Annotated in this window: 14 protein-coding genes; 12 read left to right on the forward strand and 2 right to left on the reverse strand. The window is 45.1% G+C overall.

Going from position 1 to position 18,034, the window contains the following annotated elements; all coding sequences use genetic code 11:
- Positions 1-148: 148 nt before the first annotated feature.
- Entirely contained in the window at positions 149-448 is a 300-nt protein-coding gene (locus V6W81_RS10400; RefSeq protein WP_145046111.1) for a hypothetical protein, read from the reverse strand.
- A gap of 237 nt (positions 449-685) precedes the next feature.
- Between V6W81_RS10400 and V6W81_RS10405 the strand changes: the two genes are divergently transcribed.
- From V6W81_RS10405 to V6W81_RS10425, 5 genes are all read left to right on the forward strand, one after another.
- A complete protein-coding gene (locus V6W81_RS10405; protein ID WP_338543022.1) occupies positions 686-2,710 on the forward strand; it encodes a Na+/H+ antiporter in 2,025 nt (674 codons plus the stop codon).
- 93 nt (positions 2,711-2,803) lie between these two features.
- Complete coding sequence (locus V6W81_RS10410) at positions 2,804-3,742, forward strand: aldo/keto reductase (RefSeq protein ID WP_145046115.1); 939 nt, start codon at positions 2,804-2,806, stop codon at positions 3,740-3,742.
- Between the two features lie 93 nt (positions 3,743-3,835).
- Positions 3,836-4,618, forward strand: coding sequence for a polysaccharide deacetylase family protein (locus V6W81_RS10415; RefSeq protein WP_338543024.1), 783 nt, complete (start codon positions 3,836-3,838; stop codon positions 4,616-4,618).
- Positions 4,619-4,777: 159 nt separating this feature from the next.
- Positions 4,778-4,984, forward strand: a complete 207-nt coding sequence (locus tag V6W81_RS10420; RefSeq protein ID WP_145046117.1) for a YwbE family protein — start codon at positions 4,778-4,780, stop codon at positions 4,982-4,984.
- A 20-nt stretch (positions 4,985-5,004) separates the two neighbouring features.
- Entirely contained in the window at positions 5,005-5,619 is a 615-nt protein-coding gene (locus V6W81_RS10425; RefSeq protein ID WP_338543025.1) for a DUF4269 domain-containing protein, read from the forward strand.
- On the opposite strand, the gene V6W81_RS10430 is transcribed toward V6W81_RS10425, so the two are convergent.
- Positions 5,614-7,047 carry a hypothetical protein gene (locus tag V6W81_RS10430; protein ID WP_338543029.1) on the reverse strand — a complete coding sequence of 478 codons (1,434 nt, stop codon included), beginning with the start codon at positions 7,045-7,047 and terminating at the stop codon, positions 5,614-5,616. The two genes, V6W81_RS10425 and V6W81_RS10430, sit on opposite strands and share 6 nt — an antisense overlap.
- A gap of 342 nt (positions 7,048-7,389) precedes the next feature.
- On the opposite strand from V6W81_RS10430, the gene V6W81_RS10435 reads away from it, so the two are divergent.
- The 7 genes from V6W81_RS10435 to V6W81_RS10465 all read left to right on the forward strand — a co-directional run bounded on the left by V6W81_RS10435 (position 7,390) and on the right by V6W81_RS10465 (position 17,983).
- A complete protein-coding gene (locus V6W81_RS10435) occupies positions 7,390-9,213 on the forward strand; it encodes a sensor histidine kinase (protein ID WP_145046123.1) in 1,824 nt (607 codons plus the stop codon).
- On the forward strand, positions 9,213-10,832 hold the full coding sequence (locus tag V6W81_RS10440; RefSeq protein WP_145046125.1) for a response regulator transcription factor: 1,620 nt from the start codon (positions 9,213-9,215) through the stop codon (positions 10,830-10,832). The genes V6W81_RS10435 and V6W81_RS10440 overlap by 1 nt, the downstream gene beginning before the upstream one ends.
- Before the next feature lie 621 nt (positions 10,833-11,453).
- Positions 11,454-12,440, forward strand: coding sequence for an ABC transporter permease (locus V6W81_RS10445; RefSeq protein ID WP_338543030.1), 987 nt, complete (start codon positions 11,454-11,456; stop codon positions 12,438-12,440).
- A 17-nt stretch (positions 12,441-12,457) separates the two neighbouring features.
- Positions 12,458-13,366, forward strand: a complete 909-nt coding sequence (locus tag V6W81_RS10450; RefSeq protein WP_056700379.1) for a carbohydrate ABC transporter permease — start codon at positions 12,458-12,460, stop codon at positions 13,364-13,366.
- Positions 13,367-13,490: 124 nt separating this feature from the next.
- A complete protein-coding gene (locus V6W81_RS10455) occupies positions 13,491-15,020 on the forward strand; it encodes an ABC transporter substrate-binding protein (protein WP_145046126.1) in 1,530 nt (509 codons plus the stop codon).
- 191 nt (positions 15,021-15,211) lie between these two features.
- The gene (locus tag V6W81_RS10460) at positions 15,212-15,910 is read left to right on the forward strand and encodes a hypothetical protein (protein ID WP_338543033.1); all 699 of its coding nucleotides are present in this window, start codon (positions 15,212-15,214) and stop codon (positions 15,908-15,910) included.
- A gap of 303 nt (positions 15,911-16,213) precedes the next feature.
- Entirely contained in the window at positions 16,214-17,983 is a 1,770-nt protein-coding gene (locus V6W81_RS10465) for a sensor histidine kinase (protein WP_338543035.1), read from the forward strand.
- Positions 17,984-18,034: the final 51 nt, after the last annotated feature.

Raw genomic sequence — 18,034 nt, forward strand, 5'->3', positions numbered from 1 at the left:
TCTAACTCTTGAAGACTGGCGTTTTTTTATTGTAGATCTTAATTTAATTCATTCACTACAGGTTCATAAGTGGTCTTTGAATTTGGAGGAATATGCATTTCATATCGCGCATCCTTCGTAATCAAAAGCGGACTTTTTGAACAACCTCTTATAGGTGGAATCGGCGAATATGCTCTGTAAGGCCTTCAAGCTGCAAGATTTGCTTTTGCTTCTCACCCAGAAGATCAAAATGAGGAAAAGGCTCACGTCGATGAATATAACGAGGATTAAGTCCATGTGCACGGCACCATTCTTCGAGTCTTTCCAAATCTGCACATCCCACTTTGGTCACACTCTTCACGCCAGGGAAACGGGGGTCAATCCAAAAATGAGTGAGATAGGCAATTTCGCCACGGGAGACACGCTCTTTCCAGGCTGTCAGTTCATTCCGCTTAATTCCAAATGCCATAATTACCAAAATCCTTTCCAAACGGGTATTGTCCTGAACGTATTGTAACATCTTATAGTGGTAGTTCAAAAAGTCCGCTTTTGATTACGAAGGAACAGATTCAATCACAATTGTTCAAACGAAGCTATTATAAAATGTCGTGGTTGGGTAAATGTATATGACAACATTTTTATAAGAAGTATTCGTTATATGCTAAAATAAGGCATCAATGTCCTCATGCGGAAAGGGAATGACATCATGGAACTATTTATCGCAGTGCTCGTTTTACTGGTTCTGATCGGTTTATCCAATATCCTGAACCGATTTGTACCTTTTATCCCCGTTCCGCTCATTCAGATTGCGCTTGGTTTTGCTGTAGCGTTGCTACCAGCAGGCGTTCATCTGCCACTGAATCCGGAATTGTTCTTTGTGCTGTTTATTGCTCCATTGTTATACAACGATGGCAAACGAACACCTCGCAATGAATTGTGGAATCTTAGAGCGCCCATTCTGCTTCTTGCTCTAGGGCTTGTATTTGTCACCGTACTGGTGGGCGGATATGCGATTCACTGGCTTATTCCTACCATTCCACTTCCTGCTGCCTTTGCGCTAGCTGCAATTTTGTCCCCGACAGACGCTGTAGCTGTTGGAGCGATGGCAGGACGTGTACATCTTCCCAAAAGCATACATAGGTTACTTGAAGGAGAGGCGTTAATGAACGATGCCTCTGGATTGGTTGCTTTCAAATTTGCAATTGCTGCAACGGTTACAGGTGTTTTTTCACTTGCGGAGGCCTCGGTTAGCTTCTTAATTATTGCCATCGGCGGGCTACTTGCCGGTGCATTATTGTCGTTTCTGCTGATCCGGCTTGGTGTATGGATTCGTCGTCTTGGAATGGAGGATGTCACCATTCATATGCTTCTGCAGATTCTGACGCCATTCGTTATTTATCTCGTGAGTGAAGAGATCGGTGTCTCGGGGATTTTGGCAGTCGTGGCTGGTGGCATCATTCATGCGATTGAGCGTGATCGGACGGAATCCGTGCAACTGAAGATGCAGGTTGTATCGATGAGCACGTGGTCTGTAATTTTGTATATTCTGAATGGTCTGGTGTTTGTCATTCTAGGCGTGCAGATTCCAGATGTGTTAAATACTATTTTTGCCAATGCTTCGTTTAATAATGGACAGGTTCTCGGCTACGTAGGTCTGATTACGTTGTTGTTGTTAGTATTACGTTTTGCGTGGATTTATGTATTCTGGCGTGGGAACAAATGGTTTCGTCCTCAATCTTCGATTGGGAAGCCAAAATTCAAAGCAATGAGTTTGATTTCTCTCTCAGGTGTGAGAGGGGCAGTGACACTAGCAGGTGCATTCTCCATCCCATATGTACTCGAAGATGGGTCGCCTTTCCCAGAACGGGATCTCATTATATTTTTGGCGGCAGGTGTCATTCTGTTAACATTAATTGCAGCGAGTGCCTTGCTCCCGGTATTAGCCAAAAATGATGAGAAAAACACGGATGGCGAGCCACTTAGAACCGAGCGTAAAGCTCAGGATATTATGCTTAATGCAGCCATTCGCGCGGTAAAGTCAGAGATGAACGAGGAGAACAAGGCAGCAGCGCTTGCTGTAGTTTCAGACCTATCGAAGTATATCAGACAGGCAGCTGGTCAGCTCACTGCGGGTAAACGCAAAGATATCCTTAAACAGGAAGCGGCCCTTAACCTGATCGGTACACGTGCTGAGCGTAAGGAAGTGCAGAAGATGCTGGATGAAAATGTAATTGCATCTGACGCAGCATTCCGGTGTAATAGCTGGCTGGATCGCAAAGAAATGATGCTGGCTAACCGCACCAACACGCAAATGATGTTTTCCATCAGTGAAATTGGACGTGTGATCGGACATCTGTTCACCGAGCGCCAAGAAGCACCGACACCGCAGTTTATGATCGAAAATGCAGAACTGTATCAACAGGTTAAACTTCGTACCTCTGAAGCAGCAATTAAGGCGATCCGTGCCCAGATGAACGATGCTAATCGTACGGTGGCGATAGCGGTCATTGCCAAGTATGAGCGCGTCATTTCCAAATTGCGTAGCTGGAATCAAGGACAGAAGGAAGATCCATTCGATCAGAACAAGATGGAGCTGCAGATGGTAGCGATTCAAGAGCAGCGGAATACAGTACAGCAACTGTATGAGAATGGTGAAATTAACCGGGATGTGGCTGCTAAATTACGGCGTTTTATCAATGATGTGGAGGCAACCGTGCTCAAAAATAGTTAATCTGACAAATCCGATATTTTAAATGTGGTTATTCGTTTGATATAATACAGGAAGCACGTGAACATACCTTCAGAAAAAGGAGATAGATGAGATATGGCAGAACAACACACTCGTTTAGGCAAAACAGATCTAGTCGTTAACCCCATCGGGTTAGGTGCAAACGCAGTAGGTGGACACAATATCTATCCAGATATGTTGAATGATGAAACGGGTAAAGAAGTCGTTCGCACGGCATTGAAGCAAGGGATTAACTTTGTGGATACAGCCTTCATCTATGGTCCGGAGCATTCTGAGCGATTAATTGGCGAAGTTCTCAAAGAAACAGGTCAGCGTCAAAATACAATCATAGCAACCAAGGCTGCACATAAATTGGTCGATGGAAAGGTTGAGATTGATAACTCTCCAGCCTTTCTAACCGAAGCTGTTGACCAAGCACTAAGACGTTTACAGACGGATTACATCGATTTATTCTATATTCATTTCCCAGACAAACAGACACCGAAGGACGAGGCAGTAGGTGCGTTAAAGCGATTAAAGGATGCAGGCAAAATTCGGGCAATAGGTGTATCCAACTTCTCCGTTGATCAGCTTCGGGAAGCCAACCGGGATGGGCACGTGGACGTCCTGCAATCCGAATACAATCTATTCAAACGAGAAGCAGAACAAGAATTGCTGCCCTATACAACAGAACATCAGATTTCATTTGTTCCTTACTTCCCACTGGCGGCAGGGCTACTAGGCGGTAAGTATAATCGTGATACAACATTCCAAGACGGACGTGCGACGAATCCACTCTTCACTGGCGAGAACTTTATTCGCAATTTGGACAAGGTAGATCAGCTTCGCAGTATCGCAGAATCCAAAAATGCTGAGGTTGCTCATCTTGTCTTGGCATGGTACCTATCCCAACCTTCCATTGATGCCCTGATACCAGGAGCGAAGAAACCTGAACAGGTGATTAATAATTTGAAGACGTTGCAGGTAGAATTGTCTGCTGAAGAAATTGCAGTGATAGATCAGATTTTTCGCTAGGGCGAGTTTTTAGACACGTTCTAAATAGTTCCGGGGAATCGGGTAATGCTAACAGGGAGAGTGTAGGTTCAACAACATAGAAAGGACATGAACATGACCCTGATCCCAAAAAAAGCCCGAATGCTCGGAATATTCATTGTGATTCTCTTATTGAGCTGTAATACGGTATATGCGAAGCCGGCGCAGAAGAACCGGCAGTATTACGAGGAACGTGGAGAGATTGTGTGGGAAGTGCCTACACAGGATAAGCTTATCGCATTAACGTTTGATGATGGCCCTGATCCTGTGCAGACACCCGAAATTTTGGCTCTGCTCCGCCAGTATGAAGCCAAAGCTACGTTTTTTGTGTTAGGTAAATGGGCTGAGAAATTTCCGCAGCTTGTCATGCAAGAGCAGCAGGAAGGACATGAGGTAGCTAATCACACGTATGCACATACGTATGCCGTGCGATCTACGGGTGCTGACACCTATATCCGAGACATGGATGATGCCGAGAAATCTATCCTTGGTGCGGGGGTTGCTCGTCCTATGTTGTTTAGACCTCCCGGTGGCTACTATAACGATATGGTGATTCAAGCTGCCAAGCAAAAAGGGTATACCATCGTGTTATGGTCTTGGCATCAGGACACTCGCGATTGGGCTTCCCCAGGAGTCACTACCATTGCCAACAAAGTGTTGAAAAACGTTCGTAACGGGGACATTGTTCTATTCCATGACAAAGTGGAAGGTAAGTCTCAGACGGTGCAGGCGTTAGCACGAATCTTGCCTCAACTTCAACAAGAAGGCTATCGCTTCGTGACCGTTTCCGAGTTGCTAGCTGTTAAAGCTAAGGAGGCAGCGAAGAACGGCGTATCATCTTCGAAAGTTCACCCGTAATTGAAATTCAAACCCGCCGTCTCTGGAATTCAGAGCGAAGCGGGTTTTTGCATTTGGCAGGCACAGCTTTTGTTTTGATCTCAAAACGTCTACAATAGATGAAGCTTTGGTACAGGTGGCGTTATGAATTAGGACTGACTTATATAAGGAGGAGAACGGATGAACGGACAACAACGGGTTAACATTAGAGCAGGCTTAGAAGTGGATATCGTGCTGAAGCAGGATCAAGCTACTGGCAAGCTGACACGGGGGATCGTAAAGGATTTACTGACCAAGTCACCCACACATCCTCATGGAATTAAGGTTCGTCTCACCAATGGACAGGTAGGACGAGTTAAGCAGATTATCGGTGGAGCAACGCAGTGATTGAATGCGTGAGACAATAGATGAAGAGCACAGCAGATGTAATGGCACATCTCGCAGGAGGAAATGAACGACAGCAGGATGCTTATCGAGTTCTCCAAGAAAGTAGAGTGTTACTTATCTTGGCAGCATTTCAGGCTTATCCTGCGGGAACTGTACCTATTGATATCGACATTCCAGGTAGTGATCTAGATATCCTTTGTGAGGCATATGATCTGGATGCTTTTGCAATTCATATTGAACGAGACTTGGGTAACTTGCGGCATTTCCATTGTAATCGTGGTACCCGAAGTATGGATGGAACATCTTACGTGACATGTAATTTTCAGATTGACCATTGGCCTATAGAGATTTTTGCTCAAGCTGTCCCCATTCAACAGCAGAACGCATATCTTCATATGAAGGTAGAGTGGGAGCTGTTACAACTATGGGGATCCGAGGGACAACGTGAAATTCGAAGATTAAAACGTTCTGGACTCAAAACTGAGCCAGCCTTTGCTCAAGTACTTGGGTTACAGGGTGATCCCTATGTGGAGATGCTGCATCTGGCAACGTGGAGTCAGATCGAGCTTAGAGACTGGGCGCGTAAGCAGCCGTCATTCTTACAGTTTTCTTCAATGATTACTGAATCATCATAATAAGAAAATGGCTACAATCGTCGTGACTGTTAAGCCCAGTAATACAGGCTTCAGGTTTCGACGAGCAAGTTCAAACGGACTAACCCCGCATATGGCGGCGGCTGGAATCAACGCCCAAGGAATTAAGGTTCCACCGCCGACCCAAATCGCGGCAACCTGCCCGAGAGCGGTAAGTGTAGCTGCAGATGAAGCTGTATCCGCAAACATTGTTGCAATCGAACCAACGAGAGAGATCCCCGAAAACCCTGAACCATCCATACCTGTGACCGCACCGGTCAGTGTGAGTGTAATTGCACCGATCGAATCATTCAAAGGTACGAGTCCCGCTAAGGCAACGCCTAGATCATTCACAATACCGTGAGATCCATCAGGTAATGGATTGTTGAACAGCTCAGTGATGGCTGAATCTCCGAGATAAAAGAACGCTGCGATTGGGATAACGGGGCCAAATACTTTGAATCCAAATTGAAACCCTTCAATGAGGTAACTCGTTGTTTCTTCGGGGCCTGTGAGGCGATGGGCTACAAGGGTTACTGCGATCAGAATCAGCACAGCGGTACCGCCAATCAGGGCTGTAGCATCTCCGCCTTGAAGATTTAACACAAACATAAGAATAACATCAACTGCAAATAACAACGGAATTAGAATGGCGAATGCCCTTTTCCAAATGGAAGGCAGAGGTTGTTGTTCAATGGAAGGGGGCGTAGCTTCCGGTGCAGAAGTGGATGCGGTAGGATTCACGTGCAATTCCCCTGTGACTGGGTTGCGAAGGGTATTGGTGTGATTCGCCTGCATCTCTTTGCGAAGCATCCAGAATGCCGTAATGGTGGATACGACACCCATAACAATGACGAGAGGAATACTCGCCGTAATGACAGAGCTGACTGGAAGTCCGGCAGCATCTGCTGTGAGTTTGGGCGCACCTTGGATGATGAAATCTCCTGATAAGGCAATCCCGTGCCCAAACAGATTCATGGCGATGGCCGCTCCGATGGGCGGAAGCCCTACACGAACCGCAACAGGCAGCAAAACGGCTCCTACTAGAGCAACTGCAGGCGATGGCCAGAAAAAGAAGGAGACCACCATCATAATGAGGCCGATGCCCCAAAAAGCGACCTGCGGGGAACGGATAAACCGTGTCAGTGGCGCTACCATCACTTCATTAATACCTGTTCGAATGAGCACCCGGCTCATAGCTACAATGATCGAGATGATGAATATAGTGCTGATCAGCTCTTTCACCGCATAGATAAAACTGTTAAATATGCCTGACACAGAACCGGTTAATGATTCGGTAGCCAGCAGACCAATGGTCATAATACCAGCGACACAGATAATGGTTGTATCTCTTCGCCGAATCATTACAGCGATGATAAGTACGATAAACGCCAGATATACATAATGCAACGGAACAAGTTGAATATTCACATTGTAAGTCTCCCTCCATCTTAAGAGCCCAAGGCGTGCTATATCGTATGCATGTCAGCATCAGGCGTTCATAGAGAAATGCATGGTGTAGGAGGATTTTTTTTACAGATAGAGAACTTAATTAACTATACAATGTGTATCGTTCATACTACTGTAGGTCACCAGAGTAGTAATTAGAGGTCACCAAAGTGCATAGACAATGCAAAGCGAGCATGATTACAATGAACATGCCATCATAAGGAAGAAAAATGGAAAAAAAGTCGATCTATCCTCTACATGAATACGAAAGAACATGTATTGTTGATAACGTTTACAATTAAGGGTTATGGCAAGAGGATTTTAATGCTGAACAAAAAAGGGCGGTCATCTATGAACTTCATCCGTTCATTACGTTTCAAATTTATTGTCGGTCTGACACTCATCATGCTGCCCCTGTTTCTTTTGATGTACTATAACAATGTGTACGCTATGAATGTTGTACGTGACCAAGTATCGCTTACGAGTATGAATCATCTAGTCAAGAGCGTTGAACAAAATGAACGAGTCCTTCAAGAAACGAATCGTTATCTATATAGCTTGGGTGAACGCGACCCCGATATCATTTCCTTGTTTTTTCTAAAATACGGCAGCGGGGATTATATTATTGCTAAACAACGGATTATGAATAAATTTATGACAGATATTGGCTTCTACAATCTGATCGATTCCTTCTTTTTATACGACGCTATCAATGATGATCTACTGCTCGCCACCTCCGGTGATTACGACATCAAAATGTCACTCGTGCAGCAGAGTATGCCCGTGCAGATGCAGCAATTCGAAGGGGATATTCAGCAGCCTGAATGGGGGATCGTCCGCGGCGAATCGAGAAATGCACTTGTGAAGACGGTTCGCATTAACCAGCAATTCTACGCGGGTGCTCTTGTGGATATGAACGCACTGAATTATCCAGAGCAATTCACGGAATCGGGAGATCGTGGTGGAGCAGTTATTGTAGGGATAGATGGTGTCGCTTTGTCCAATTCATCCTTGAGTGCAGATCAGATTAAGCTGGCGGCTGCCCATCTTCCCGGATTGAAGAACCCCTATCAGGTTATCTCGGAAGAAGTACCCAAAGGTAAGGCACGTCAATATTTGATGCTCGGCTTGCCTTCGGCGATGTCGAAGATGAACTACGTTGTGCTCTTGCCCGAAGAAGACATGATGCGAAACTTACCGTTCTTCCAGCGGATTATTCGTTTGCTGCCTATTGGTGCAGCTGTCATTCTTATTACTGCTCTTGTCTTTGTCCGTCAATTACTGTTCCGGCCGATGAATATGCTCATCCGTGGTATGAGAAGGGTGAGTCGGGGAGAACTGGATGTTAGGTTAGAGCCTCCCGCCTCTTCGGAGCTGGAGTTTGTTACTCGAAGCTTCAATCAGATGACGAGTCAGATCCAGCATCTTAAGATCGATGTTTATGAGGAGCAGCTAAGAACGAGGGAAGCAGAGTTCAAGCAGCTCCAGATGCAGATTAACCCTCACTTTTATCTGAACTCCCTCAATATCATTCATAGCCTGGCCTCTCTACAGAAGCATGAGCTGGTGCAACAGATGGCGGGTCATCTAGCTGACTATTTCCGTTTCAGTCTACGAGCAGGCAAACGTGTCATTAGACTTGATGAAGAACTGGAGCATATACGCCATTATTTGGAGATTCAGAAACTTCGTTTTCCCAACAAGCTTAGTTTTTCGCTGGAAGTTGAAGCTGGCCTGGGGCATTATGTGCTGCCACCGTTAACGCTACAACCCTTCGTAGAAAATGCAATTATACATGGATTCCAGCGGCGTACAGAGCCTTTTGTCATTCACATCAAAGGTCAGGGTACAGCAATCGTACCTGGTTCTACTGCAAACGATGAGGAGACAGAACAGCTTCCGATGTTATTGATTACGATAGAGGACAATGGCGTAGGCTTTAACCAGGAGTTGCTGGATCGTTTGCAGCAAGGGCAATATGCAGAAGATCCAGGGGGACAGCATATTGGGATCTGGAATGTAGCACACCGATTGATGGTGAAATATGGAGATGTAGCTGGGCTTGCCTTCAACAATCAAGCAGATGGTGGTGCCACAGTCGTAATTCATATACCCGCTCAGACGGAAGAGGAAGAAGGGGGAGCCTAATGCGGAATCTATTAATTGTGGATGATGAAGTATATGCCCTACAGGCCATGGTTGAAGGGGTGGACTGGCACTCGGCGGGCATTGATCAGGTATTTAGTGCAGGAGATGCTGAAGAGGCGAGAACAATACTGAAGCGACACGCTATCGATATCATGATCTGTGATATTGAAATGCCTGGTGAGACAGGGCTCGATCTACAGAGCTGGGTTCTTAAGCATGATCCAGGTATGTTAACTATTTTCCTTACAGGTCATGCTTTGTTTGCATATGCGCAGTCGGCAATTAAGCTGAACAGCTTTGATTATGTGCTTAAGCCAGCTCCTGCGGATCAATTGCTCAAGATAGTAAGTCAGGCCGTAGATAAAATCAAAGCAGGTGAGCAGCGCACACATACAAATAAACTCTACGAGACCGTCTATAAACGGTGGCAGACACATAAGCCATTGTTGACAGAGCGGTTCTGGAAAGATGCGATATCTCAACGAATGACGTTAACTAAACAGCGCTTGCAGGAATTAGCCGAAGTGTATGGAGCCGAGATTGATCCGAATGCACGAATTGTACCAATCGTCATTTCGGTGGAGGAATGGGTTCGTGAATTTGACCTTCGGGATGAAGAGGTATTGGAATATGCGCTGCGAAATGCAGCCAAGGAGATGCTGCTCGGGGACAGACCTGGTGAGGTGTTTCAAGACCATGGAGGTCTAAATATTGTGCTTGCGTATGAACAGGATGGCATCGTGGCCTCGGCGAAAGAGATGGAAAAGGATTGCCAGATCTATATTCGAGAATGCGGTACGTACTTCTATTGCCGATTATCCTGTTATGTGGGTGTCCCTGTAGCGGTTACTGAGTTACAGGGGATGCTCAATGAGCTGATGGATATGGAGCGTCGCAATATTAAGGAACTCGAAGGTGTATTTGTATACGATGAGCAAGGCCGAGATACTGAAGATCGCTTTTTACCGATTCCGTGGTTCTCCGAATTGTCCATTCTGTTCGAGACAGGCAAAGTAGGAGATTTACATGAACGTGTCGATGAGATTTTCGAGTTGTTGGCTGGTCAGGAGAGGTTATCACCGGAGATTCTGCGACTGTACTATCATGCGATGCTACATGTGGTATACCCTTTGCTTCATCAGAAAAATGTATCTGTACGCAGTCTTTATCCAGGGGAACGCGAGCCGGAAGAGAGTGTCGTAACACGTTCTTTGCCACAGTTGAAGCAGTGGACCCTAGATCTAATTAGCCGTGTGGTACCTGTGCTGTATCCAGACGATCATAGTCCAATGACAATCGTGGATCAATTGTGCATCTACATTGAGAATCATATCGGTGAAGAGCTAATGCGAGAAGAGCTAGCTTCCTTTGCAGGATTTAACCCCGCTTATCTGTCTCGTCTCTTTCGGAAGGAGAAGGGCATGTCTCTTTCGGAGTTTATTTTACAGCGCAGAGTAGCGAAAGCGAAAACGTTATTATCCCAGTCTACCGTGAAGGTAACGGATATTGCCGGCAAGGTGGGATATTATAACTATTCTCATTTTACAAAAATGTTCAAGAAGTGCACCGGCATTACCCCCCAGGAATTTCGCAAACAATCGCGTACCGTACAGCTATGACGCAGCATGCTGCGTCTTTTGTATTTTTAGAAGTTGTTCAAAAAGTCCGCTTTTGATTACGAAGGATGCCAGGCGGCATCTCAGCGTCGAATATGGGATTCAGCCGAAATGTCCGTTGCTCACGTAGGTTTGCCTACGCTCCGCTACTCCATTTCTAGCTTCATCCCATCTTCTTGGCACTGAAAATCGAACGTTTTGAACTTTAATGGTAAGAGGTTGTTCAAAAAGTCCGATTTTGATTACGAAGGATGCCAGGCGGCATCTCAGCGTCGAATATGGGATTCAGCCGAAATGTCCGTTGCTCACGTAGGTATGCCTACGCTCCGCTACTCCATTTCTAGCTTCATCCCATCTTCTCGGCACTGAAAATCGAACGTTTTGAACTTTAATGGTAAGAGGTTGTTCAAAAAGTCCGATTTTGATTACGAAGGATGCGCGAGTGGCATCTCAGCATCGAATATGGGATTCAGCCGAAATACGAGAAAGTCATAATTTGATCATTGAACAGGTCACCACAGTAGATATTGGATCAGATCTCACAGCCGTATACTTGAACCACAGGAGACACAATCGGTGCTAAGTCCTGAGGAAGAATTCAAGAGGAGTGAGGGAGAAGAGGCTATGAAGACACAACCCGAGACGGGTAATCGCGCACGGATATCAGATGTAGGAGTGGGGTCAGTTCGCAAACGTAAATCGGTCTTGTACAATCTTGGAAAGTTTAAGGTGCTGTATCTCATGTTTCTGCCAGGGATTCTGTTTCTTCTGGTAAACAACTATATGCCCATGTTCGGCGTACTCATTGCATTCAAAAATGTAAACTATGCCGACGGTATCCTAGGTAGTCCTTGGAGCGGATGGGATAACTTCAAGTATTTGTTCTCCACGAGTGACGCGTGGGAGATCACGCGGAATACACTTGCGTACAATACCGTGTTCATCGCACTAAATCTATTTGTCGGCGTAGGCCTCGCGATCTTGCTCAATGAAGTTAAGAACAAGGCTATGTCGAAATTATACCAATCACTTATGCTGCTGCCTTATTTCTTATCCATGATTGTAGTCAGTTACCTGGTACTTGCGTTCCTGGGTAAGGATTCGGGGTTCATGAACTCTACCATATTACAGATCTTTGGTGGACAGCCAATTGACTGGTACTCTGAGCCGAAGTATTGGCCTTATATATTGCCACTGGTGAATACGTGGAAGAATATAGGATATTATGCTGTCATTTATCTGGCAGCCGTCGTAGGCATTGATGAAGAGTATTATGAAGCGGCTGTCTTGGATGGAGCAACGAAATGGCATCAAATTCGTTTCATTACGGTTCCGTTTCTCATTCCGCTGATTGTCATTATGACGCTGTTACAGATTGGCCGTATCTTCTATGCAGATTTCAGTTTGTTCTATCAGGTTCCTTTGGAATCGGGTGCGCTGTTCCCTGTAACGAACGTACTTGATACTTATGTGTACCGTACATTCTTGATCGGCGGCGATATAGGGATGTCCTCTGCTGCAGGTCTCTATCAGGCTATCGTCGGCTTCGTGCTTGTCTTGGTATCCAATACCATCGTAAGGCGAATTGACAAAGATAATGCATTATTTTGAGAGGGGGCAAGTCAACTGTGAAAACACGTGATCCATTGGCCGTTTCGCGGCGTTCCGCTTCAATTATTCACGGCATGTTTCTCTTTTACGCCATAGCCTGTATCGTGCCGATCCTGCTTGTCTTCGCCATCTCTTTCTCGGACGAAACAACAGTAATCGCAAACGGCTATAAGTTAATTCCTGAGAAGTTCAGTCTGACAGCTTATGAGTTTTTGTTCAAGGATATGGATCAGATCATTCACTCCTACGGCATTTCCATCATTGTAACTGTGGTGGGAACGATTACGAGTGTGGCTCTGACTGCATTATATGCTTATCCGCTATCACGTAGGGATTTACCATACCGAGGATGGTTTGCTTTCTTCATCTTCTTCACTATGTTATTCAATGGTGGCTTGGTACCGTGGTATCTCGTCTATGTGAATGTGCTTGATTTGAAAAATTCGATTCTGGCACTTATTTTGCCGCTGCTTCTATCACCGTTCTTCGTACTCGTTATGCGTACGTTCTTCGCGAATTCGATTCCAGTCTCCATACTGGAATCGGCACGAATCGATGGGGCGGGTGAGCTGAGAACGTTTACGCGCATTGTACTTCCGCTCTCACTTCCAGTTATGGCAACGGTTGCACTCTTTAGTACGCTTAATTATTGGAATGACTGGTATTTAAGTATGATCTTTATATCGGATAACCGGACGATCAGCCTTCAGTACCTGATGTACCGAACGCTGCTCGATATTCAATATTTGACTTCTAACTCGAATGTGTCCTCACAGATTTCATCACAGGGTGGATTGCTGAATCTACCGAACAAAACATTGCAGATGGCAATGGCTGTAGTCGGAATTGGACCTATTGTGCTAGCCTATCCGTTCTTCCAACGGTATTTCATCAAAGGGCTTACTGTAGGTGCAGTGAAGGGCTAACTCCGGCCGGTTAGCGGAGGAAGAGTAGGAACACGAAGATAGCTGAAGGGGCATATACAAAATCGTGAATTGGGGTAATTGGCGGTCAGGTTGTAAGGTTTAACACACGACGGGAGGGGTTCATTTGGTTAAAACATTAAAAGTATGGCCGCGACTTGCGGCGGCAGTCATGGCACTGAGTCTCGTGCTTGCAGGCTGTTCAACGGACAAGAGCGGAACAACAACGCCTGGGGCAGAAGGCGGAGGTGCAGCAGAAGGTGGAGGGAAGCCTTATGAAGTCACGCTGTATTATCCAGGAACACCACAGAAGGATGTTGCCTTGGTGGAAGCTGAGATCAATAAAAAGATGGAACCGAAAATCGGAGCAACGCTTAAGATTAATGCGATCGACTGGGGACAATGGGACAACAAGTTGAATCTGATGATATCCTCCGGTGAGAAGTCAGACATTATCTTCACAGCAGCGTGGCAGAACTACACAGTTAATGTTGCCAAAGGAGCTTTCCTGCCGCTGAACGATCTGCTTGAAGAGCATGGTCAGGACATTAAGAAAAATCTAGACCCAGCCTTCCTTGAGGGTTCACAAGTAGATGGGGTCAACTATGGTGTGCCAACGAATAAGGAACTTGCGGCAACGCGTGGTGTGCTTGTGCGTCAGGATCTAGCTGACAAATACAAGTTGGACTTAGCGGCTGTGAAAACTTGGGCAGACCTAGAGCCTTTGCTCAAAACCATTAAGGAAAATGAACCAGGCATCACACCGTTCTACATGTCCAATACCAACGGTAATGGATTGTTAGAAAATCTGGATTGGGATTACCTTGGAGATGCATCTGTACCAGGTGTTATCTCGAAGACAGCAGGCTCCACAACGGTATTAAACGAAGTGGAGACGGCAGAATTCAAGGAAGCTGCTGAACTTGCCCGTAAGTGGTACCAAGCAGGATATATCAATAGTGATGCAGCGACATCCAATGTGTTCCCGAAAGACCAAGCCAAAGCAGGCAAAGCATTCATGTGGACAGACGGTATGAAGCCAGGTAAAGATAAGGAAGAGGAAGGCTATGTTGGCTTCCCGCTCACACAGATCGAAATGACTCAACCAACAATTACAACGGGTGATGCTTCCGGTGCGATGCTTGCAATCTCTCGCTCTTCTGAGCAACCAGAGAAAGCGATGCAAGTGATCAACCTGTTGCACTCTGATAAAGAAATTAATAACTTGCTTAATTTCGGTATTGAAGGTCAGCATTATGTCAAAAAAGACGGAGCAGAAAACATCATCACACTGCCTGACGGCGTAGATGCGAACAGCCGCACTTACAACCCAGGTGCACAATGGCAACTCGGTAATCAATTCCTGAACTTCCTCTGGGATAATGAAGACCCTCAGAAATGGGAGAAATTCAAAGAATTTAATGCCAAGGGTGTGAAGTCTCCTGCCTTAGGATTTACGTTCAACAGCCAATCGGTCAAAAATGAAATTGCTGCGGTGAACAATGTGAACAAACAGTTTAAACCAGGTATGACATCTGGAGCAGTAGATCCAAACGAGATGATCCCTAAATACTTGGAAAAACTGAAAGCCGCAGGAATTGATAAGATCATTGCAGCGAAACAGGAACAACTGGATGCATTCCTCTCCAAAAAATAATTTAGTAGGTAAACGAACCAAGCCATAAGCAGATTTTGATGATCTGCAGAATGCTTACAGAGTTTACCCATGCAGACATCTTCGGTACAAAACCGAGGATGTCTTTTTGTCGTTTGATACATGCATTTGGATTGTTAATGATAATTAGGAAAAATATGATATAATCAGGTGGTTGATTAGGGGGTGTTTATGTGTCGAGGGCGAAACTCACGTTCTCAATCATTTTTTTGCTATTTTCGATCATTTTTACCTTCAACCATCATCTAGGCTTCTCGGTAGGCGATACGATATTGAGTAAAGTGGGATTGTTACCTTATACAACGACATATGTTAGAGGTGTTCATATCACGCTTTTTATAGGTCTGGGCATGCTGGTCTGTAGTTATTTCATTACACGTAAATTGTTGGGGTCATCGTTCCCACGACTTGCCAGCAAGTTATGGTTGATGGTCTTGGTCATTGTTCTTAGCTATTCCTTCATCACGGATAAAGTTATGTACGTCGTCAAATGGAATGCAACGGGAACCAATGCCGTTTCTTATGTACAAAACCAAAGTTCGTGCATGTACGATGTAGTTGATGATGGCGATACCTTAGCGAGCTGTTATCTAATCATCAAAAACTACAGTGGACAACTCGTGGTTGCTATGGTCAAACCTGATCTTGCACGTAGTTACAGAAATCAAGATGATCCTCTCTACGAATCGTTAAGCTCTGTTGAGCTGAAGCCTGTGCGCATTGAGATTGAACCCCGTAGTACCTTTGCGGGTCAGCTTGCATTTAGCGGTCTAGCAGGATCACCACTCCCTTTTCAAGGCAAATTACATGATATTGTGCTTGATATCGGGATTGAAGGGCAGAATATCGTATTTGATTATGAGATGCCTTAGCAGCATAGAATACATACATACATAATTTCCATTACAATGGATTAAGAAGGGTCGGCGAAAGCCGGCTTTTTTGGATTATATAGCTAGAATTAGTGCAGAAATATTGAATTTGTGACCTGTACCTTAGGCTTGGAAACGCTTACGATGGAGAGTGAGTTACTCTGCTTGTATAGTAAGAAGGGTGTAAGAAAGTGATGATGTGAAAACGGATCAGGTGAGAGTACGAAAATAATCATTTATGTTTATAGCATGTATAGCTAAAATAGATGTCACTGACAATTTGAGACAAGGTGAGATGAGAAAATGTCATATCGGACAAACCTATTTTCCAAGATGGTTATTTTGATTTTAATTATGTTAATTCCTGTCGTATTGCTCTATTGGTATTCCAATCACAAAACAACAGCTGTGCTTCGGGATGAGCTCAATCGCTCAAACAGCAATCAGCTTGAGTTCTTTCAGAATCAGGTGAACACACATATTGAATTGTTATCATCTTGGCCGAATCTGCTCATTCATGATCCCGATATAGCTAGCTTTCGACGGATCTTTGCAGATAGCTCGTATTTTGATCTGGATACCATCAATCTGGTAAAACGAATCCAGAATAAGTTAAGCATTCAGGAGAGCTCCTCTAACTGGGAGACAAAATTGTACTTATACTCACCTTCCTTGGGCAGGGTTGTATCTGAACGTGACGCCCGCTCATATGACAAGCTGTCCTTACAGAATTCAATCTCTTCAGGCTGGGACGTACGCCGAATTGCTGGTGTAGCAGGAGAGGACGATCGCTTCATGTTCAGCTGGATTACGGTATCGCCCTATGGGATTAGTGACCCGGCAGTGAATGCCGAAACGATCATTAAACTGGAGTTTGATAGCAGCAACATCCGTGACATGTTAGACAAGTTTAAGGATGACGGAAGGCATGATCCCTTCTATTATCGCGAAGATGCAGGGGTGATCTATAATCGTACCTCGGATCGAACGCTAACCGGCCAACTTATTAATCAGTTGTCCATTCATCAGCTGAAGGATGTGGACAATCGAACTGTTGTTATTGATGGGGAGCCTTACATGGTCAACACGGTGAAATCAAGCACAACAGGCTGGTATCTGGTAGATTATATGCCGCTGTCAGCGATTTTGAAGCCGATCCATCAATCGAATCTATTATTTTATTCCTCGATGCTCTGCCTATTTCTAATGAGTTTTCTGGCAGCGTATATGTTATATGTTCAGGTACAGGTTCCGGTGAAGCAGCTGATTCGTGGTTTCCAACGCTTGAAGCAGGAGGATTATTCTGTTCGTATTCAGCCTAAAGGACGTAATGAATTTAGCTTCCTGTCCGAACGGTTCAATTCAATGGTAGATCAGATTCAGCAGTTGTTTGAACATGTGTATTTGGAACGAATTCATGTGCGTGAAGCTAGGCTGAAGCAGCTACAGTCACAGATTAATCCGCATTTCTTCTATAACTGCTTCTCCTTTATTACTAGTATGGCTAAGCTCAAACGGGTGGATGCCGTCGTGGCGATGTCCCATAATCTGTCTAGATATTATCGTTATACAACGAGACAGGAACGGGATGTCGTACCACTTACAGAGGAGATCGAATTCGTAAATTGTTACTTAGAAATTCAGAAGATGCGTATGGATCGCATTCACTACACCATTGACTTATCCGAAGATATACTGCTGCAGGAAGTTCCGCCACTGATTGTTCAGCCATTGGTAGAGAACGCGGTGATTCATGGGATTGAAGCAAGTGCTGAAGCGGGAGAGATCAAGATCACGGGGGAATGCCGAGATGGCATGATGATCCTTCAGGTCGAGGATGATGGTCAGGGGATGAATGCAGAAGGGCGAGAAGCTCTGCTGTTAAAACTCAGAGGAACGATGGATCAGGAAATGGGCTGTGGCCTGTGGAATGTGAACCAGCGTTTGCAGCTGAGATATGGTGAGAAGGCAGGTCTTCATATTGAAGAATCTCAGCTTGGCGGATTGCAAGTGACGTTAAGATGGTCTGTGGGTGCAGAGAAAATACCAGCATTACAGGCGCCGATGGATTAAGAGTAGATGTGATGTAGGACTATGACGATGTGCTATGAGAGCTAAGAATTG

The organism is Paenibacillus tundrae (assembly GCF_036884255.1).
In the GTDB taxonomy this organism is placed as follows: Bacteria; Bacillota; Bacilli; order Paenibacillales; family Paenibacillaceae; genus Paenibacillus.